At 34.2% G+C, this 20012-nt stretch carries 24 protein-coding genes; 14 read left to right on the top strand and 10 right to left on the bottom strand.

Features of this window, described 5'->3' with window-relative positions:
- Window positions 1–20: 20 nt before the first annotated feature.
- Both MV052_RS02430 and MV052_RS02425 read right to left on the bottom strand, forming a co-directional pair.
- A complete protein-coding gene (locus tag MV052_RS02430; RefSeq protein ID WP_297440636.1) occupies window positions 21–836 on the bottom strand; it encodes a cytochrome c biogenesis protein CcdA in 816 nt (271 codons plus the stop codon).
- Between the two features lie 8 nt (window positions 837–844).
- Window positions 845–1327, bottom strand: coding sequence for a rhodanese-like domain-containing protein (locus tag MV052_RS02425; protein ID WP_297440634.1), 483 nt, complete (start codon window positions 1325–1327; stop codon window positions 845–847).
- Between the two features lie 136 nt (window positions 1328–1463).
- On the opposite strand from MV052_RS02425, the gene MV052_RS02420 reads away from it, so the two are divergent.
- On the top strand, window positions 1464–1835 hold the full coding sequence (locus MV052_RS02420) for a helix-turn-helix domain-containing protein (RefSeq protein ID WP_297440632.1): 372 nt from the start codon (window positions 1464–1466) through the stop codon (window positions 1833–1835).
- A gap of 8 nt (window positions 1836–1843) precedes the next feature.
- Here the strand turns inward: MV052_RS02420 and MV052_RS02415 are convergent, their stop codons facing one another.
- The gene (locus tag MV052_RS02415) at window positions 1844–2638 is read right to left on the bottom strand and encodes an RNase H family protein (RefSeq protein WP_297440630.1); all 795 of its coding nucleotides are present in this window, start codon (window positions 2636–2638) and stop codon (window positions 1844–1846) included.
- Between the two features lie 67 nt (window positions 2639–2705).
- Between MV052_RS02415 and MV052_RS02410 the strand changes: the two genes are divergently transcribed.
- The 6 genes from MV052_RS02410 to MV052_RS02385 all read left to right on the top strand — a co-directional run bounded on the left by MV052_RS02410 (window position 2706) and on the right by MV052_RS02385 (window position 8807).
- Window positions 2706–3635, top strand: coding sequence for a cache domain-containing protein (locus MV052_RS02410; protein WP_297440628.1), 930 nt, complete (start codon window positions 2706–2708; stop codon window positions 3633–3635).
- Window positions 3632–4297 (top strand): response regulator transcription factor, encoded by a 666-nt coding sequence (locus tag MV052_RS02405; RefSeq protein ID WP_297440626.1) that lies wholly within the window; start codon window positions 3632–3634, stop codon window positions 4295–4297. Before MV052_RS02410 ends, MV052_RS02405 begins: the two co-directional genes overlap by 4 nt.
- Complete coding sequence (locus MV052_RS02400) at window positions 4281–5435, top strand: HAMP domain-containing sensor histidine kinase (protein ID WP_297440624.1); 1155 nt, start codon at window positions 4281–4283, stop codon at window positions 5433–5435. The genes MV052_RS02405 and MV052_RS02400 overlap by 17 nt, the downstream gene beginning before the upstream one ends.
- A 70-nt stretch (window positions 5436–5505) precedes the next feature.
- Window positions 5506–6474 carry a c-type cytochrome gene (locus MV052_RS02395; protein WP_297440622.1) on the top strand — a complete coding sequence of 323 codons (969 nt, stop codon included), beginning with the start codon at window positions 5506–5508 and terminating at the stop codon, window positions 6472–6474.
- A gap of 10 nt (window positions 6475–6484) precedes the next feature.
- Window positions 6485–7819, top strand: a complete 1335-nt coding sequence (locus MV052_RS02390; RefSeq protein WP_297440620.1) for a hypothetical protein — start codon at window positions 6485–6487, stop codon at window positions 7817–7819.
- A gap of 238 nt (window positions 7820–8057) precedes the next feature.
- Complete coding sequence (locus MV052_RS02385; protein WP_297440618.1) at window positions 8058–8807, top strand: UDP-2,3-diacylglucosamine diphosphatase; 750 nt, start codon at window positions 8058–8060, stop codon at window positions 8805–8807.
- Window positions 8808–8881: 74 nt separating this feature from the next.
- Here MV052_RS02385 and MV052_RS02380 read toward each other — a convergent pair whose 3' ends face one another.
- On the bottom strand, window positions 8882–9271 hold the full coding sequence (locus tag MV052_RS02380; RefSeq protein ID WP_297440617.1) for a DUF2237 domain-containing protein: 390 nt from the start codon (window positions 9269–9271) through the stop codon (window positions 8882–8884).
- 145 nt (window positions 9272–9416) lie between these two features.
- On the opposite strand from MV052_RS02380, the gene MV052_RS02375 reads away from it, so the two are divergent.
- From MV052_RS02375 to MV052_RS02360, 4 genes are all read left to right on the top strand, one after another.
- On the top strand, window positions 9417–9602 hold the full coding sequence (locus MV052_RS02375; RefSeq protein ID WP_297440615.1) for a hypothetical protein: 186 nt from the start codon (window positions 9417–9419) through the stop codon (window positions 9600–9602).
- 56 nt (window positions 9603–9658) lie between these two features.
- A complete protein-coding gene (locus tag MV052_RS02370) occupies window positions 9659–10138 on the top strand; it encodes a glutathione peroxidase (RefSeq protein ID WP_297440638.1) in 480 nt (159 codons plus the stop codon).
- 158 nt (window positions 10139–10296) lie between these two features.
- Window positions 10297–11628 carry a DNA (cytosine-5-)-methyltransferase gene (gene dcm / locus MV052_RS02365; protein ID WP_297440613.1) on the top strand — a complete coding sequence of 444 codons (1332 nt, stop codon included), beginning with the start codon at window positions 10297–10299 and terminating at the stop codon, window positions 11626–11628.
- On the top strand, window positions 11621–12568 hold the full coding sequence (locus tag MV052_RS02360; RefSeq protein ID WP_297440611.1) for a hypothetical protein: 948 nt from the start codon (window positions 11621–11623) through the stop codon (window positions 12566–12568). The genes dcm and MV052_RS02360 overlap by 8 nt, the downstream gene beginning before the upstream one ends.
- A 13-nt stretch (window positions 12569–12581) precedes the next feature.
- Here MV052_RS02360 and MV052_RS02355 read toward each other — a convergent pair whose 3' ends face one another.
- A complete protein-coding gene (locus MV052_RS02355; protein WP_297440609.1) occupies window positions 12582–13313 on the bottom strand; it encodes a molybdopterin-binding protein in 732 nt (243 codons plus the stop codon).
- A 60-nt stretch (window positions 13314–13373) separates the two neighbouring features.
- Here MV052_RS02355 and MV052_RS02350 point away from each other — a divergent pair, with 60 nt between their 5' ends.
- Both MV052_RS02350 and adk read left to right on the top strand, forming a co-directional pair.
- The gene (locus MV052_RS02350) at window positions 13374–13664 is read left to right on the top strand and encodes a hypothetical protein (protein WP_297440607.1); all 291 of its coding nucleotides are present in this window, start codon (window positions 13374–13376) and stop codon (window positions 13662–13664) included.
- A 15-nt stretch (window positions 13665–13679) separates the two neighbouring features.
- Entirely contained in the window at window positions 13680–14333 is a 654-nt protein-coding gene (adk, locus tag MV052_RS02345) for an adenylate kinase (RefSeq protein ID WP_297440605.1), read from the top strand.
- A gap of 73 nt (window positions 14334–14406) precedes the next feature.
- Here the strand turns inward: adk and MV052_RS02340 are convergent, their stop codons facing one another.
- From MV052_RS02340 to MV052_RS02330, 3 genes are all read right to left on the bottom strand, one after another.
- Window positions 14407–14841 (bottom strand): hypothetical protein, encoded by a 435-nt coding sequence (locus MV052_RS02340; RefSeq protein ID WP_297440603.1) that lies wholly within the window; start codon window positions 14839–14841, stop codon window positions 14407–14409.
- 23 nt (window positions 14842–14864) lie between these two features.
- Window positions 14865–15293: a thioredoxin domain-containing protein gene (locus tag MV052_RS02335; protein ID WP_297440601.1), complete on the bottom strand. Its 429-nt coding sequence runs from the start codon at window positions 15291–15293 to the stop codon at window positions 14865–14867.
- A 77-nt stretch (window positions 15294–15370) separates the two neighbouring features.
- Complete coding sequence (locus tag MV052_RS02330) at window positions 15371–16585, bottom strand: TIGR03862 family flavoprotein (RefSeq protein ID WP_297440599.1); 1215 nt, start codon at window positions 16583–16585, stop codon at window positions 15371–15373.
- Between the two features lie 145 nt (window positions 16586–16730).
- Here MV052_RS02330 and MV052_RS02325 point away from each other — a divergent pair, with 145 nt between their 5' ends.
- Entirely contained in the window at window positions 16731–16868 is a 138-nt protein-coding gene (locus MV052_RS02325) for a hypothetical protein (RefSeq protein ID WP_297440598.1), read from the top strand.
- A 33-nt stretch (window positions 16869–16901) separates the two neighbouring features.
- Here the strand turns inward: MV052_RS02325 and MV052_RS02320 are convergent, their stop codons facing one another.
- A complete protein-coding gene (locus MV052_RS02320; RefSeq protein WP_297440596.1) occupies window positions 16902–18611 on the bottom strand; it encodes a protein adenylyltransferase SelO family protein in 1710 nt (569 codons plus the stop codon).
- A 106-nt stretch (window positions 18612–18717) separates the two neighbouring features.
- The gene (locus MV052_RS02315) at window positions 18718–19596 is read right to left on the bottom strand and encodes a hypothetical protein (RefSeq protein ID WP_297440594.1); all 879 of its coding nucleotides are present in this window, start codon (window positions 19594–19596) and stop codon (window positions 18718–18720) included.
- Between the last annotated feature and the right edge of the window lie 416 nt (window positions 19597–20012).

The following is a 20012-nucleotide window of genomic DNA, read 5'->3' as shown; positions in this document are numbered from 1 at the left end:
ATAGGGATGTTTTTGGTTTTTCAGGGCTGACTATTTATTTCAAACAGACCTAGATAGATACCGATTGCTATAAGGTAGATCCCCCACAACAACAATGAAGAAACAAGTTCCAATTCTGAAAATATAAAAATTGCAACACCCAAAAGAAGTGTTCCAAAGATGTATTTTACACTGTCCATCCATGCACCAGCTTTTGGTACTATATAGCCTGCGCCCATGCCTACAAAGAGTAGAGGAACACCCATCCCAAGAGCAAGAAAAAACATCATTTCAGCCCCAAGAAGAGGATTACTTGTAGCAATTGCAACACTCAAAAAGGAGATAAGTACCGGTGAAACACAAGCACCAAGAACAAGTGCAGAGAGCAGTCCCAAAAGAAAAACTCCTACAAAGGAACCGCCTTTAAACTTCCCACTTACACTATTTAATTTTGTTTGTAGGGATGCTGGAAGCGCTACTTCAAAGATACCAAACATTGCTAGTGCCATCAAAACAAAGAGAAAACTAAAGGCACTAATCACCCAGATATTTTGGAAATAGGATTGTAATTGATCACCGGTTGCTCCTGCTAAAGCACCCATAACAGCATAAGTAATTGCAGTTCCTAGAACATAAGCCAAAGAGAGTCCAAAGGCTTTTGTTTTTGTAAGGTTCTCTCCTTGTCCTGCTATGACGCTTGAGAGAATGGGTATCATAGGTAAGACACATGGAGTAAATGTAAGTAAAATACCCGCACCAAAGGCACCGCCTAAAAGTGAGAGTAGGCTTTGTGTTTCAATGTGGGTTGTTGTTGCCATAAGAGGCAATGATAGTGCTAAAAGTAAAAACTTATACATCTAATACTCTACTTAGCTTTTTTAAGTGCCATCAAACCAAGTCCGGTTTGAATAGGATAACCGGCTTTCACCCAACCTTTGAGTCCACCTTTGAGTGTTGTTGCTTTTTTGTAGCCCAATTGACGTAACACCTGTGCAGCTAAAGCGCCACGCCCACCACTACGACAAAATGTCACGATGAGTGCATCAGTATCTTTAATCTTGTCTTGCACCTTCCACTCTAAGTTCCCACGTGTAATAGCGATGAAGTTTTCTTTGTTAAAATCATCTGAAGGAATGTTACCTTCAGCACGCTGTTTTGCTTCTCTAACATCTAAAACAATAACATCTTCTCCATCATCAAGGAGCTTTTTAAGCTCTTGCGCACTCATCTGCCCAACCTCTTTTTGTGCCGGTTTGATAAGAGCCATTTTAGATAGAGGCTCTGCCATTAACAAACTTGTTGATGCAAGTAATGCTATAAGTAGTACCTTTGTTGTCATTTTTTTCATTTTCATTCCTTTTGTTTAGCTTTTTAGCTAAATTGATTGTATAAGTTTATGCTATATAACTTAAACTAAAGTTAATTGTTTAAATTACTAAATAGGTATTTTAGATATAATTTCAAATAAGAAGAGAGGATATAGTATGTTAGATATGGATGATAAAATAAAAATTTTCAAAGCCTTAGGCAATGAAACTAGATTCAAAATTTTTAAAAATATTTTTACTGGTGGATATGCATGCTCGATTGATAAAGAAAAACCAAGTAGTGATATTATTGCACAAGCAACTTGTGTAACAACAATAGCTGAAAACTTTAATTTTGCTCTGCCGACAATCTCACGCCATTTAAAAGAGATGAAAGATGCAAAAATTATTACGATGAAAAAAGTAAAAAATAAGATATATATAGAGCCAAATATTGAAACGATGAAAGAGATAGCAGGGTGCTTTTCTACTCTAATAAAAGAGTATGAAGCAGGTGCTCTTTTTCAGTTTGATAATACAAGAGCATAATCCCTCCTTTAACCAGTTCGCATCTTTAAAATTTCGGCTACGTCTATTTTTTTTGTATATTTTACAAAGGGTTCACACTTTTCTTGTATTGCATACATTGTCATTCTATCCGCAAGCTCATTACCCTCAAATCCAGCGTGTGCTTTTATATGAGAGAGTTTGACATCTTTTTTAATCTCGTTGTAGAGGTAGTAAGCTTGTTTGATAATATCAAGGTTTTTAATCTCTCCACCTTTTTTCGTCCAAGCTTTTTTCTCCCAAGAAACAGCCCAAGTTTTAATGCAGTTTATAGAATAGAGTGAGTCACATTTTATCTCTACTGCGTTTGCATGTTGTGCTTCTTTTTGTGCTAAACGCAGTGATTCATACAGTGCACCAAGTTCTGCTGTGTTGTTTGTTCCCATAGGCTCGTAGAGTCCATACCACAGTTCACAGAGCTTCCCGTCTCGATAAAGTGAGACTCCTGAACCTGCTTCACCAGGGTTGGGTGTGCAACCACCATCACAGTAGATCGTGACATCACCTTTTTGGGACAGTGGTTCTTCAGTTTCTTTCTCTTCTTTTCTAAACTTTTGCAGAGCCTTATAGTTGGCGATCACTTTTTCTTGTAGCGCCTCATCTTCAATGCCATTGAGCAAGACAAAAAGCTCCGCTCTCGCATCAGAGAGTTCTTTACCAAGAGATAAAGTAGTCCATTCTGGCTTATCGCTCTCATCAAGACCAAGAAGAATGAGTTGTGATTGATTGATATCTGTGTCATTGTCGACACCTAAATTTTGTAATGTTTTGGTAACTATTTGCATATTTTTTCCATGCCTTATTGTAACAGATTAAAGTACAAATTTGTATAAATTTGGATATACTAAATATATGCAAATACTTGATAAAATTATGAAAAAAATAAATATAATTATTGCTATTTTTTCCATAAGTGTGATTCTTATCTCCTTTTATTTCGTCTACTCATTAAGTGTCTCTTATGCACAAAAAGAGACGATTCAGTCTCTTGATACTACGCTGCAATTAACAAAAAACCTTCTTGAAGAAGAAGAACAGCGTGCGCTCTCACTCTCTTTACTTTTAAGTCAAGACAAAGCATTTTTACAAACATTTTACAAGCATGATAGAAGAGCTTCTTTTAAAATTATAAAACATAAGATAGAAAGTATAAAAACGTTTCAAGGCTATGCCTTTGATGTGCAGGTACATGATAAAAATCTCCATACCTATTTAAGAAGTTGGGATTTTAACATTACAGATGTTCCTTTGGCCTCTTTTCGTAAGGGATTGGTAGAAGTGAAAAAGCAGAAAAGACCACTAGTTTCCATAGAGGTTGGAAAACGTCTTAATATCAAAGCCATTTCTCCCATCATAAAAGATGGAGCGTTTCAAGGTTCTATTGAAGTGATAGAAAACTTTGAACATCTACGAAAAAAACTTTCCAAACAGGGTTATGCTCTTTTTATTCTTTTAGATAAAAAATATCTGCGTATTGCTACAACACTGCAAGGGCATCCTCTATTAGACGATAAATTCATTGTTGTCAATGATATGTACGATAAAAGTAGTCTTAGTTCTTTAGAAAATGAAGATTTAACGCATTTAGGAAGCTATGGTTACCTTATAAAAGATAAAGTTTCTTATGGCTATTTTGAGATTCAAAATTTTGAAAATGAACCACTTGGCTATATTGTTGTTGCTTTACAAAATAGTATGACAATGCCTACACACGCCTATCATGAAATCGGTTCGCAAAATAGACAAAATAACAATGCGGATTCGGAGGTGATTATACGATGAGAATACTTTTACTTGAAGATGATATTGACTATAAAGAGACTATTCATGAATTTTTAGACTCTTTAGGATACCAAGTAGAGAGTTTTGAAAATGGAGATGAGGCACTGAATGCTATACATTTTCAAAGTTATCAATTGCTTCTTTTAGATATTCGTGTTCCTGGAACAAATGGATATGAAATTGTTAAAAGTATAAGAGAAATGGGAAATGAAATACCAGTTATATTTATGACCTCTTTAACGGATATAGATAATTTGAGTATAGGGTATGAGCTAGGATGCAATGACTATATCCGAAAACCATTTGCTTCAAAAGAGTTACAGTATCGTATAGAACAGGTGTTAAAACTCTTCTATTTTCACTCGAATGCACAAAAAATATCTTTAGTTGATGGTTATTTTTATGATATGAAGTCCGGGAAACTTCTTTTAGGCGAGGACGTCATCTCTTTGACAGTTAAAGAGCAAAAGGTATGGGATTATCTTATTGCAAATATTGGAGAGTATATTCCTACAAAACAGTTATGGGAAGATGTTTGGGAGTGTAAGATGGTCACCCAAGCAGATATTCGTATGTGTATTAAAAAGATTCGAGATAAAACAAGTAGCAAACTCATTAGTAATCAAAAAGGGTTGGGATACAGAGTTGATAAAAAAAGATAAACGGTATATCTATACGCTGGCTTTTGCATACTCTTTGCTTATCATAATCATTGTGAGTCTGCCTGCTTTTTTTTATATTACAGTAGAAAAAAAGAGTTATCTCCAAACGCAGCGACAGCATCTTCTTCATTATGCCTATGGAGTAGAGAAAACAATTTATGACTTTTCACGTACAAAGGAGCATGTTTTTACTTTTCCACGCTCTCTTTTTTATGATGCTTATTTATATGATGCCAAGGGAAAGCTTTTGTTTAGTACTTCAAGCCACAAGCATAGACTGCAAGAGTTTATGAAGCCGCTGAAAAATCTCATTTATGCGAAGGTTATTTTAAACGCAAATAGATTGCATGCTAAATATCTTGTTATTACACAATTGTTTTCTTATAAAGAGATATATCTCCGAGCAGTTATTGCTGCCTTGTTAATAGGTGCTATTGTATTTTTTATGACACTTTTTTTCATTAAAATCAGTTTGCGTCCTTTGGAAAAGGTCAATCGCTACTTAAATACTTTTTTTAATGACGCTATGCATGAACTTAAAACTCCTTTAGGTGTCATGCAATTAAATCTTGAATTGTTACGGGCACAAAAAGAGACAAAAACGCTGCGAAGACTCTTTAGTAGTATGCAGAGTATGATACTCATTTATGATGATATTGAATACCATATAAAGCATGACCATGTGGAGTACAGAAGTGAAAATATGGATATGTCTTATTTTGTACTTGAACGTGCTGAGGTTTTTGAGGATTTGGCAAAGGCAAAAAATATCTCTATTGTTAAAGAGATTGAAGAAGATATCTATTTTGAGATTAACCGTATAGAGTTGCAGAGAATTATTGACAATACGCTCTCCAATGCGATTAAATATTCTCCTCGTGATACCAAGATAAATGTTGTACTGAGAAAAAAAGATGCAAAGATTGTGCTAAGTGTTAGAGATGAAGGGGTTGGAATTAAAGATACACAGAGTATTTTTGAACGTTATCATCGAGAAGATACCATTCAAGGTGGATTTGGAATTGGCTTGAGTATCGTAAAGCATATCTGCGAGAAGTATAATATTTTGATAAAAGTGAGTACAAAGAAGGGCAAAGGAAGCACATTTAGCTATATATTTGTAAATAATTCGGCATAGGCTTCTAAAAGTTACGCAAAAGTTACGCAAGACTTGTTAGTATTTTTCATATCAACAAAAGGGATAGATTATGAAAATGAAAATACTTGGGCTTTCGTTAGCCGCGGCTACTTTAGTTTCTTTAGCCGGTTCTACTTTAGGAGCATCAGAGGTTCCAACAAGTGCACCAAAAGCATACCCAGCTGGTGAAGTTGGAAATATGGTTAAACTTGGTGAGGATATACTCCTTCATACTGATACACATCCACTTACAAAAGACTTAGTAGGTAATAAACTGCAATGTATTAGTTGTCATTTAAGAGGTGATGATGGTAAACCTGGTACGGGTCATGGAATAGGTACTTTTATAGGGACTGCCACTGCGTTTCCAGCTTACTCAAAAAGAGAAAAAACAGTACAATCACTTCAAGATAGAATCAACAACTGTTTTATGCGTAGTATGAATGGCAAACGTCCTATTGTAGATACAAAAGCATCTATGGCTATGGCAACATACATTACATGGCTCTCAACTGATATGCCAATGAAAATGGACACAAAAAGACCTTGTAGCCCACTCAACTCAAATCGTTGGGCAAAAAATGCGAAGAAATTTGCAAAAATTCAAAGAAAAGCAACACATGCAAACTATGTAAATGGTCAAAAACTTTTTGAAGCAAAATGTGCTATGTGTCACGGTGCTGATGGCGCTGGTATGGGATCTTTTCCTCCATTATGGGGTCAAGACAAAGCTGGACATTGGTTAGCAAACAACACAGGATCAGGTGTAAGTAAACTTAATAAAGGTGCAGCCTGGGTGCAATCAAATATGCCTCTAGGTCAAGGTGGAACACTCAAAGATCAAGAAGCTGCAGACATTATGCTCTATGTAGATGCACAACCTCGTGCTGATTTTGATTTACAAAAAGGTCTCTTACCTGCTTCTAAAATGGGATACTACAACTCAAAAGTTCTTCACGAAAAACATTCAGTACGTAGTAACTTTAAACAATTTGGTTTAGATGTTGATGCAATTCGTGGTGACAAAAAAATAAAATAAGGCTAAGAAAATGAAAGTTACAAAAACAAATAAATTAGTAATGTCTCTCGCAGCAGTTTCGATTTTATCCATTGGTCTAAACGCAGCAGATTGGCTCTCTATAGCAGGGACAGAAGCATCTATGATAAAAGTAGATGGAAAGAAAGTTAAAAATACAAATAATAAACCTCATTTTTGGGGGTTTATTCAAGTTGGATATCAAAAAGATTACGGAACAGTTGTCAATCCTGGAACTAATAAGACTCCATTTGTTATGGTGGCTCCAGATCTTGACTCTCAGTCCGGATTTGAAGTAAATCGTGCACGACTTGCAGCGAGAGGTATGATAGATAAAGATAACAAGCTAGATTACTTTTTTATGACAGAATTTGGTGAAGATGGTATTACAAGTCCTGCTGGACATAAAACAGGGAACTATTTAACAGATGCTTCTATCACATATAGAGGTGTTCTTCATGCAAATATTCGTCTTGGTCAGTTTAAATATCCAGGTTCAGAAGAGGGATTACGAGCGGTTTTTGCTTCCTCATATAGAAATTTTACAACCGCAACAAATCAGCTTTTATTAGAACGATTTTTACCTAATAATGCTACACAAACTTCTGTAGGAAATTATCAAGCAGCAACAACACAATCAGTAGGTGCATTTCGTGATAGAGGTGTAGAAGTATTCGATACTGAAAAAGTTGCAGATAATGTAACAGTTACTCTAGCGGGTATGGTTGGTAATGGTACAGGGCTTAGTTCTGTAAACTCTTCTGAAAATGTGACGTATTATGCTTATGCTGCAAGTGAGTATTTGTTTGGCAAAGGTAAAGGATACGGTACACAATCTTTAAAAGGTTTTGCATGGTATCAAAATGGAAAAAGACGACTCAACAATAATGACTATACAAGAGAGAGATATGGTTTAGGGATTAACTATTTTCATAAAGGCCTGCGTGTTGGTATTGAATATATCAAAGCAAAAGGTATGATTTATAATGGTGCTAAAGATACTGATCCAAGTGCATATGCGGTTAATTGGGAATACGCTATGGCTGCGAGTAAAAAGAATGAAGCAGATGGTGGTTATATCAATGTAGCTTATTATGTAATTCCTAAAAAAGTGGATGTTATGGTACGTTATGACTACTTAAATCGTTTAACAAACTTAAACGCAACAGGCGGGGAGAGAGACTATAAAACGACAACTTTAGGACTCTCTTATCACTTCCAAGGTCCAACAAGAATTGATGTGAACTATGCAATTCGAAGCTTGGATGCACCAAACAATGATACTGCTCAAAACATAACAGATAACATGGGTAATCTTCTCTCGATTCAGGGAACATACAAATTTTAGAGTAAAACGCGTAAATCTCATATAACTTCAAATTTCATAACATAAGAGCTTTTGCTCTTATGTACCTCTTACACAAATCATACACACTATTTCAGTATAATAATTTCAAAACAATTTTGCGATGGTTCTCATGTGGGTACTTTATTTACTCCTAGAGTTAAAGAAATGTTGCTTTTGTGACCGTTTTGTAATGAAGTGCTATTATACTTACAAAACTCATATAAAGGTTACAAAATTTATGCAAGAGCCTATTCAAGTTAGATCAATTTTTATTTCAGATATTCATTTAGGAACAAAATTTTCAAAAGCAGAGGAATTATTGGACTTTATTAGGAAGTATGAATCGCAAAACTTATTTCTCGTTGGTGATATCATTGATGGTTGGGCGATCAAACGTAAATTTAATTGGAAACAATCACATTCTGATGTTATACAAAAAATATTGCGTAAAGCAAGAAAAAATACAAATGTCTACTTTATAGCAGGAAATCATGATGAGTTTTTACGACCATTTTTACCGATTTTACTTGGTGATAGATTACGAATAGAAAATGAGATGACTTATGAAGATTTGCATGGAAAAAAACATCTAGTTACGCATGGAGATTTTTTTGATTCTATTACGATGACAAAAAAGTGGTTGGCAGTTTTAGGGGATTATGGATATGACTTACTCTTACATTTAAATGGTGTGGTAAATTTTGGAAGAAGACTTTTTGGTGTTCAAAAGTACTGGTCACTTTCAAAATATGCAAAAGACAGTATAAAATCTTCCGTCTCTTTTATCTCTGACTATGAAGGCATACTGGCTGCACATGCTAAACGCAACAATTATGATGGTGTCATCTGTGGACATATACATAAGGCTGAAATGCGAGATATCGAAGGTATACAGTACTTAAACTGCGGTGACTGGGTTGAGAGCTGTACTGCTGTTGTAGAAACTTTAGAGGGAGAATGGAAGATCATAAACTTTCTTGAGAAGTAAGACTTTAATCCTAAAGTAAATAAAATCTTATAATTTTTGACCTTGTTATTGAAGTGCTTACCATTCAGTATTTTTTAGTCTAAGTCAATAGCAAGACTTTTGAGCGTTTGTAAATCTACAAGCTGTAAAATGGCTTGATGTGTTGCATGAATAAAGATTTGCGGTGCATTACCATCTTTAACTGACTGTGCGAAACGCAGTCCTGAGAGGCACCAACTTTGTCCGAGTTTTACGCCTGGAAAATTGTACTGTGGCATTGGTGTTGAGAGGTCATTTCCTGTACGTTTGGAGTACTCCAAAAACTCTTTTGTCGCATAGATGCAAACTGCATGCATACCTTGGTTTTGTAGTGTCACTTGGCAGGTTCCGTTGCGATGAAAGCCGGTCAACGGATCAAGGCTACATGGCTCTAGAAACTCTCCAAGAACATTGAGCTCTTCAAATATAAATTTTTGTTTTCCCATTGTTATTTGCCTTAATTTTTGTATGATTGTATCTTAATTCTCAATAAAGTACTGTTTAACTTAAAATTAATATATGCTCTTAAAATTCTACTAATATTAAATGCTTTATAGGCTACACTTAGCAAAATACATTTAAGGTAAAAAAATGAAAAATAACCCAGCAATAGCACTGATGCAAATAGAAACAGCACTCAACCATCTACAAAACACGATGGTAGATGCAAATGGAAAATTCACATGGGATGATGAGTTTTTTAAGCTTTTTGATACTCTTATGGAAAAACTGAATGAGACAAGAGCAATAGCTGAAAACTTGAGAAAGAGACAATAGTGTTAAAGTTTTTTCTTGGACTATTTTTAGTTACACAACTTTTTGGAGCTGAAACAATGAGTATTTATGATATAAAAGTTAAAGATATAGACGGCAAAGAGCTGAGTCTTGCAAAGTATAAAGGCAGAGTTATGCTTATCGTTAACGTTGCAAGTAAGTGTGGATTTACCCCGCAGTATGAAGGACTAGAAGCACTGCATGAAAAATATGCCGCTAAAGGACTTTCTATCTTAGCTTTTCCATGTAACCAGTTTCTTTCTCAAGAGCCTGGAAGCGAAGCAGAAATAAAAAGCTTTTGTAAACGCAGCTATGATGTGAAGTTTGATCTCTTTTCAAAGATAAATGTCAACGGTGACAATACACATCCGCTCTATAAGTACCTCAAGGAAAATGCAGGTGGTTTCTTGACTGATACCATCAAATGGAATTTTACCAAATTCTTAGTAGATAAAAATGGTAAAGTCATCCACCGCTACGCACCTTCAACAAAACCGCAAGAGATAGAAGCTGATATAGAAAAACTGTTAGCAACATAATTTTAGCTTTTTTTATCATTTAAGAATTAAAAAAATAAATTTAACTTTTTTAGTAGAATAAATTAGATAGAATTAAAATTAAGTAAAATGTGGCATTTTGTCATATTATTAAAAAAAGATATTTATAAATGATAAACTTTCTTAAATAAGGAAGTCTTATGAAAATACCAAATTTATTTAATTTAGATACTAAAGAAGAGCAAAAAAATATGAATATGCAATTATCACAAAGTCATGTTATTAAAACAATAGAACTGTTTGCTGGTGTTGGTGGTTTTCGTCTTGGTTTAGAAAATATTAATCATTACACTCAACACTTTAATATAGTTTGGAGTAATCAATGGGAACCATCCACTAAAGTGCAGCATGCTTCACAAATATATGAAAAGCAGTTTGGAAGTTTTAATCATTCAAATGAAGATATTTCAACAGTAAAAGTATCGGATATACCTGACCATGATATGCTTGTAGGTGGATTTCCTTGTCAAGATTATTCTGTAGCAAGTACGCTGAAAAATTCTCATGGAATTAATGGAAAGAAAGGTGTTTTATGGTGGGAAATATATAGAATACTGCAAGAAAAAAAAGAAAAGTCTCCTAAATATTTATTGTTGGAAAATGTTGATAGATTACTAAAATCTCCTGCAGGACAAAGAGGTAGAGATTTTGCAATAATTTTATCATCTTTAAATACTTTGGGATATGCTGTAGAATGGCGTGTTATTAATGCGAGTGATTATGGTATGCCTCAAAGAAGGCGTAGAGTATTTATTTTTGCTTCAAAAAAAGGAACTTTATTTTATAATAATTTACAAAATAATTCTGTTGTAAAAAACTTACATACTGCAGGTTTGTTCGCAAAAGCATTTCCTATTAAAAAAATAGATGAAAAAAAGATAATAACAAAAAAACTTAGTGATGATTTGGTGGATATTACAAATAACTTCAACATAAAATCACCAAAGAATAACGCTTTTTTGGAAACTGGATATATGATTGACGGCATTTATTATACATCCAAAATAGAAGTGAACTATAAGGGAAAATATACTGTATTAGCTGATTGTTTAGAAGATGAAAAAAATGTACCAAAAGAGTTTTATATCAATCATGAAGAGTTAAAAAAATGGGAATATCATAAGGGTTCTAAGTCACTTGAACGAGTGAATAAAAAGACTGGGCATAAATACACTTATTCAGAAGGAAGCATGGGTTTCCCTGATTGTATCAATAAAGCATCAAGAACTATTATTACAGGAGAGGGTGGTGCTAGCCCCTCACGATTTAAACATGTCATTATGGTTAATGGTAAACATAGAAGGTTAACACCAATTGAATTAGAGCAACTCAACATGTTTCCTAAAAATCATACAGAAGGTGTGACAGATGCAAAAAGGGCATTTTTGATGGGCAATGCTCTAGTTGTAGGAATAGTTGAAAAAATAGGAAATACAATTTTAGCTGAATTAGACAGGAAAAAAAATGGATAAAACTGATAAAAGAAAAGGAAGAGTACAATCAATCAAATTATCTCCAAAGTTTTTTCCTTTGGATATACATAAGTCAATGTTTATTAATGATTTACTTATTAGTATTCCTTCATATTATGTAGAGTCATGGGGTAATGATGTATTAGATTTACATGATAAAAATAATTTCAAATGGGAAATTGATATTGAATATGAAACTCCCAAAGAGTTGGGAAAAAAGACTCATAAATTCAAAGCTAAACTAACTTTATCCTTCGCTGAAAAAAGAAGTAAAGAAAGTAGTTATAGACTTAAATGGGACAATGAATTTGCTATACAACTTGCTAAGGACTATCCAAAAAGTTTTGTTAGAGCCTTAGAATTTCATATAGGTGATGAATATTATAAAGAGCTAAAATATACCGAGTTTGATATTGGGGGATTTAAGGAGCAACTGCAAGTCAAAATAAAATGGATAAATAACAAACCTACCGTCGTAATCAAAGAATTTTTTCGAGTTAGAGATGAAGCCCAAGGTTTTCCAAAAGTATTTAAAGAACTAAGTTCCTATTTAATTGCAGATTATTTATTAAGTTCAGAAGATGAGCTGTTAAGGAGAATACAAGTTACTGAGTGGAAAAAGAGAGAAGAAATAACAAATGAATTAAATGAAAATAATATTTATATATTATTAAATCGTACAACAAAAGAAGTTTATTTTGGAGAGACTAAACAATCTTTATCTAAAAGGTATCCAGTTACTCAAAAACATCATTCATTTGAAGATTGGGAAGAATATTCTGTAATTCAATTGCCTCCTGAAACGTCTGACCATAGTAGATTACTGATTGAACGTGTTTTGATTGCGATTGGAGCAAAATTATTTCCAAATACTATATATACCGAACCCTCAGTTTTAAATGACATAAATGGGTTAAAGCTTAAAAATAAAAAAAAGTAGTTGCTTTACTATATTATTGAAGTATATACGGAATGTTTTTTTGTGTAAGCTCATCGCAAAAGAGTTGAAAATATTGCTCTAACATCTCTTTGTCTGTACTACACAAAGAGAGCTCTACATTTGGTTTATTGTCTATGAAAATGGGTAAAGATGAGAGTTCTATCTCCTTTGGTAATTTTTGCATAAGCGTTATGAGAGTGTTTTCACTTGTTTGTGCTTTTAGAGTTAAACGATATTTTTTTTCTGATTTGTTAAAATATTTTTTAATTACTTCTCTAATCATCGGATGCGCCATAGAGGGAAATCCTGGAACGAAAAAAAATCTGTTATCAAGTGAAAAGCCTGACATATTGTTGACTGGATTGTGAAGTAGGACTGCATTTGGCGGTATATCTGCCATATGAATTCTATGTGGATAGGCTTCATCGCCAAATTTTTCGATAATATCTCGCTTAAACTGCTCATTTGTCACAAGGCCTGTGCTTCTAAAAACTTCAGAAGCAATCTCTCGTGTCAAATCATCAGGAGTAGAGCCAATACCACCAAAAGAGAACATCACTGCGTTTGGATCTTCTTTTATCATCTTATAGCTGCGTTTCATCAGCTCTTTATCATCTTTTATCACGAATGAAGCAAAAAGCTCATGTCCATACTTTGCAAGTTCATTTTTTACGAACTCAAAGTGCTTATCAATACGTCTACTATTGAGTATTTCTGTTCCGATTATTACTGCATAAAAATTCATTTGATTACTTTTTTACATAATTATAGTATTATTACGCAAATAATAAATTAAGGACAGATAATGTCATATCTAGAAAAATTACAAGAGTTACTAAGTAAAGGTGTTATCCCAGATATCAAGGATAGACTGGATGAAATTTTTGAAGAGATAGCAGGTAGTAAAGAAGCTACTGAGGATGCAAAAGAAGAGGTAGAAGAGCTTCGCGAGTTTAAAGCTGACTTGGAAGATGTTTTAGAAGATATCAAAAATGGTGACATGGATGAAGAAGAAGCTAAAGAGTTGATAGAAGACATCGAAATGGCAAGACGTGATGATGATGAAGAAGATTTCGGATTTAAAGAAGAAGACTAAATTAAAGGAAAAAATATGAGAATAATTCTTTTAGGCGCTCCTGGCGCTGGTAAAGGTACACAGGCGCAATTTTTAACAAAGAAGTATAATATCCCTCAAATCTCAACTGGAGATATGTTAAGAGCAGCGATTAAAGCTGGAACAGAAATGGGTAAAATGGCTAAGGCTGCTATGGATGCTGGACAGTTAGTAACAGATGATATTATCATTGGTCTAGTAAAAGATAGAATAGCTGAAGATGATTGTAAAAACGGTTATCTTTTAGATGGTTTTCCTCGTACGCTTCCTCAAGCAGATGCTGTTACAAATGCAGGTATTGCAATAGATGCTGTGATAGAGATAGATGTTCCAGATTCTGAGATTGTTACTCGTATGTCAGGTCGTCGTGCTCACTTGGCAAGTGGTCGAACGTATCATCTCATATATAATCCACCTAAAGTTGAGGGCAAAGATGATGAAACTGGTGAGGATTTAGTACAGCGAGATGATGATAAAGAAGAAGTTGTTCAAGACAGACTCAAAGTTTATCATGAGCAAACTGAACCTTTAATAGATTACTATAAAGAACAAGCTTCAAAAAATCCAAACTTAAAATACATTAGAGTTGATGGAACTGCTGATATTTCAGAAGTAGAAAAAGCCATAGTTTCTGAACTAGGCGAGAAGTAATACTATATAATATTAAGAGAGTGAATCCATCTTATTGGTCACTCTCTTTATATTTTAAATTTTTGGAATCCTTTTAAGGAACCATACGTTCAAACATATCCAAAACTTTTTTTAATTGATAGTGCTCATCTCCTGACTCTGGGCAAAAATCAATAGTAACAGCATTTGCCTGACATTTTATACCTTGTAAAATAGCCTCATATCCACCTATGGAGCTTCCATAAAGATATATGTGATCTTCACATTCATACTCTTGGGCTATATCTGTGATAAGTTTTTGTAAAAGATCTTCTTCAAAGAAGCTGTTTTCTTTGTCATCAAGATTTCTGAGTGGTGTAAGTATATTCCACATTTTATATTCGAAGTTTACTATTTCAGATATATCATCATTGTGTAAAATAACAATCAAAGGTACAAAATTTGAAACTATGGATGCAGGAGTAAAATGGTAAAATAGTTTTTGATTGCTAGCATTTTCAATGTATAAAAGTTTTTCTTCATGATTCATAAGTATCTTCCTTCAGTAAATAATTAAGCAATAAGGCTTTGCGCTAGTATATTGAGCTCTACTTGGGAGAGTTGTTTGCTGATACGGTTCACTTCCTTAGAACTTTTAAAGGCAATGATAGTAGGAAGTGCGCTTACTCCATACTTTCTAGCAACTTCTTGATATTTGTCAGTATTTATTTTGAGAAATCTCACAGTTGAACCAAAGCCTAACGCTGCATCTTCATAATCATCATACATCGCCATATAAGGGCCACAAGTAGTTGAATAAAAATCAACAAGCACTGCTATGTCATTTTCAGCTATGTGAATAGTGCAATTTTCATCGTTGACCTCAACTGCAAAAGGGTGGTCCAAATCTGCTTGACATTTAGAGCAGGTAAAAGCTTCTGTTTCACTTTTTATATTGTTGACACTGTGACACTCTGAGCAGACTATTGTAAAGTTTTTCATAGTTGACCTTTAGGATGGCAATTAAAATATGCTGAAAGTATATACTGTTTATATAATAAGTAGCTTTGTATATTTTTTTAGCTCTGTGCGTTTAAAAAACCCTCTGCAGCTTGTTTACCCTGTGCCATAACTCCAGTGAGTAGATAACCACCAGTTGGAGCTTCCCAATCTAGCATTTCACCAATACAATAAACGCCAGAAAAATCCTTTAGCATGAGATCTTTATCTAAATTTTCAAATGCCAATCCACCAGCCGTGCTAATTGCCTCTTCAATAGGTCGATAAGATTCCAAAGTTAAGGGAAATTTTTTAAGTGTATTTGCCACTAATTCAGGGTCACTAAGCAACTCTTTAGATAATACTTCTCTTAACAAAGAAGCTTTAACACCTGACAAGCCAAAGCGTTTCCAAAAAGCACTTAAACTCTGTTTACCTCGTTTTGAACTTAACTGTTTTTTTAACTGATTTAGACTGCGATGAGGAAAAAGGTCCAAAGTAATATTTAAAGGAGATTCTTGCTCTATTTTTTCTCTGAGAAATTTAGAATAGGTATAGATCAGGTTACCCTCAACTCCATAGTCACTTATTAACAATTCACCAATTTTAGAATGAAAATTACCATGTATATCTTTGAAGCTGAGTTCTATGTTTTTTAAAGGGCTGCCTGAGAATTTTTTTCTAAATAGTTCTGAATAGTTTACATTAAAGCCCATATTTGTAGGTTTAAGTGGGGTTATTTTTAAACCTTTGTTTTGTAGTATCTTAGTCCAAGTGCCCGTTGAACCTAGTTGTGGCCAAGAAGCGCCACCTAAAGCAAGGATTACAGTATCAAAAGAATACTCTTTAAGACCATCGGGTGTTTGAAATTGCCAAATGTCTTTTAACCAGTTGACTAAACGATGTTTCATTTTAAACTGAGTGTTATTTGCTCTGAGTTGATGTAACCAAGCACGGAGTAAGGGTGCTGCTTTTTTATCTAAGGGGTAAACTTTTCCAGAAGATCCAACGAAAGTTTCAAAACCAAGATTTTGAGCCCACAAGCGCATATCATCAGGACTAAAGGCATCTAAAGCAGGTTCTAAAAAAGATTTGGCTTCAAAATATCGACTTAAAAAGAGGGCAAAGTCTTCATTATGTGTAAGATTTAATCCTCCTCGTCCAGCCCGTAGAAATTTACGTGCTACAGAAGGCTTTGCATCAAATACCGTGGGTGCATAACCTGCATTAGATAAGACTTGTGCCGCCATTAGTCCAGCAGGACCAGCACCGATAATGGCAATTCTTGATGACATAAGTTGTATCCTTTTTTTCTGGTTCTTTTTTGCCTAAACTGAATTTATTATAACATTTTTCCCTCAAGCATAAATAAAAAAATTTTGATTTTTGGATTTTTTGCAGTATAATTTTTTTATCTAAATTATAAAAAAGGATTATATTATGAAACATGTATATTTAACAGAATCTGTTATCAAAGAAGCATTAGAAAAGCGCGCTATAACATCAAAAGAGGCTAAAAAGTTAAAAAAGAAAATTGAATGCCAAAAAACTATTTATAAAGCTACTCATAAAGGTTAGTAGAGTAGATATTTTCTGGGTTGTCATCCTTTATTAGGACGAACAGCTTACATGGGAAATACCTGCTATATCAAACAATTCAGAAGGCTTTTCTCTGTAGTGTTTTTCTTCTATCTCAGATGATTGTTCAGCATATGGATTTGTCATCACTTCTTGTAGTTCTCTTATAAGTGTATAATCCCCTTGCTCTGCTTTTTTATAGGCAGGAACAAGAAACCATTCTCGTAGTGTGTATTTTGGATTGACTTGTTTCATCTCTTGAGAGAGTTTTTCTCGAGCTTCTTGGGTAGTGACATTGACACATGATTTCCATTTTTCTAGCCAATCAGACCAGCTTTTCATCATCTCTTTATTATATACAGAGTCACCATAAAAGCTTTTTGCAAGTTTAGAGATATCATCAGGTACGCCAGAGAGTTCACGAAAAAAGATCGTGTAATCTAGGGAAGTTTCTATCATTAATTTTATAAGTTCATCAAACAAACTTGCATTAAAAGTTTGTAAACCTAGCTTAGAAGCCCACATCTGCATCATTTTATCTTGCATAACTTTTGAAAAATCATTCATTAGTGTATCTAATTGTTGCATTTCTTGCTTATGTAAACGCAGTAAAGGCTGTAGTGATTTACAAAACATACCAAAATTGCGTTCAGCTGCTTGTGGTTGATTGAGAAATGAAAAGTGAACCCCGCCACCTGTCCATGGTTGATATTTTGGATCGAACATATCTATAAAACCAAAAGGACCATAATCAAGAGTAAAACCACCTGCTGCACAGTTGTCACCGTTAAAATTCCCTTGACAGTATCCCACACGAATCCAGTTTGCTACAAGTGAAGTAAGGCGGGAAGAAAATTCACGAGCAAGTAAGATTATTTTTTTCTCTAAAGGTAAATCTTTGTTTATAACTTCACTGTATTGGCGGTCAATCAAATGTAGGACAATCATTTCAAGCTCTTGCATTGCTTTTGGATGTTCATTTTTGCGTGCACGTCGGGAGAAAAGTTCAAGCTGACCTACCCGCAAGAAAGAGGGTGCAACACGCGTAGTAATAGCGACATTTTCCTCTATCATAACTTCAGGATCTCTAGAGTATGAGCCATTCATAAACCATGGTCGTTTGACTGTCTCTGTGTTTGAAGTGTATAAACTTAAAGAACGTGATGTTGGAACACCAAGGGCATACATATGTTCTTGTGCTAAAAATTCTCTAATACTTGAACGTAATACCGCACGACCATCAGCTCCACGACAGTAAGGTGTTCTTCCTCCGCCTTTGAGTTGCATTTCCCAGCGTTTACCATTTATGAGGGCTTCTAGGACAGATATTGCTCGTCCGTCACCATATGCATTTCCTGTTCTAAAAGGACACTGTTCATAGTACTCGGTGCCATAAATAGAAAGTGCATACCCCGTTGCCCAACCAGTACGACGTAAGGGTTCACTGAGTTGTGAAGTGTCACCAGAAAACATTCGTATAAAATCTTCTGATCTTGCTAAACTATCATTAAATCCAAGCTCTTTAAAGAAGGTCTTACTATGCGCGATGTAAACAGGATTTTCTATGGGCGTAGGGTTTACTGGAACATAATGCCCACTAAATACCTCTCGAGGCTGGTGATCTACACCATCAGCCTTAGCATCAGGGTCACAGTTAAGTTTATCCATAAAAGAATAGTCTGCAAATTTTGCTAAATCATTGAGTTTGTTTATAGTCCGAGAAGTTTGTTTAACCTCTTGCATAAAGCTTCCTTGGTGTAGAAATATTTTGAATTATACAGTTGTTTTTTGTGTTAAAACTTAATAAAAAAGTAGAAAGAAGAAATGAAGATAAGTTCAAATATCACAGTTAGTATCTCGCTAAATTGTATAAAACATTATAACGTATAAGTGTTGTTTCCTTTGGTCGTGGGTATCTACTATAAGCATATTCTATTGTCTCTTTTGTTGTGTCATCTAAGATATAAAAGTCACTTTTATGAATGAATTTAAAGTCAGTCATATCTCCATTTGGATGGAGTTTAAACTCTATGACATTACTTGCATTTACATTCAAATTTCTAGGTATATTGACACGAGCGACACGGTTGAGTACTTCTTGTGTGATTCGTCGCATGATTTCTTGATTGTCTAAGATATACTTTTGTTGTCCAGGTGTAAGTTTCCCAAATGTGTCACCATAAAGTTCTTTAATATCTTGAGAAATATTACTTTTATTGCTAGAAGATTTTTGAGTTTTTGCTTCTTCTTGTGTGGACATATCTTCATAAAGCCATGACATTGCAGTTTTTTTCTCTTTTTTTGGTTCTTTTTTTGTCTTATTTTGATCTTGTACAAGATACGGTATATATGGCTTTTTAGGAGGCAATGGTGAAGTTTTTTCTTTTCTCTTTTGCGTTTGTTTTACTTGTTGCTTTGGCTTATTGAGCTTAGGTTTTTTCTTTGGTTTTTTAGGATTATAGTGAACATTTTTTTGTTCTACTATTTTTTTAAGCTGAGAACCTTTTGGCATTGGTGGCGCTATTTTTGGTTGTGGTTTTTTCTTTTTATCTAAACCTGATTTTTTATGTTTTTTCGGCATCTCTTTGAGAGATATTTTAATCTTTTTCTCTTTAACTTGTTTGGCTTTTTGCGTGTCAGGAGAGATGGAGATAAGTATCCAAATCAAAAGAAACAATACTAAATGGATAAGCAGTGCTACAAAAAGTGCAAATCGAGATCTGTTCAATAAGTGTCCAATATATATATTTTTTTAGGATTATATCAAATTTACTTACAAACCACCAAAATGATTAAGCCTAACGCAACCTTTCTTGAGACTTAATTAAAAAAACGGGTGCATAAAACATTCACTAAACTTCGTTATAGTAGGAGTAAACAAAGGATTTTTTACAAATGACCGTAAAAAAGCTTTAAATTATGTCCATATTGCAAATCAAGTTCCACTCAAAACAGAGGCCCGAGAAGAGGAATAAACAGATATTTTTGTAAAGATTGCAGGACTTCTTTTAGCTCTAATAGACGACCAAAAAAACTTCAAAAAATTATTTTCGAAGAATACTTTTTGCATCGCCAAACTCTAAAGCAATTATCGGCTAAATATAGCAAATCTATCCCTTGGATTATGAAGCAAAGGGATGAGTA

Origin of the sequence: Sulfurimonas sp., assembly GCF_026988655.1 — a bacterium.
Taxonomy (GTDB): Bacteria; Campylobacterota; Campylobacteria; order Campylobacterales; family Sulfurimonadaceae; genus Sulfurimonas.
This window is presented reverse-complemented; position numbering and strand designations above follow the sequence as displayed.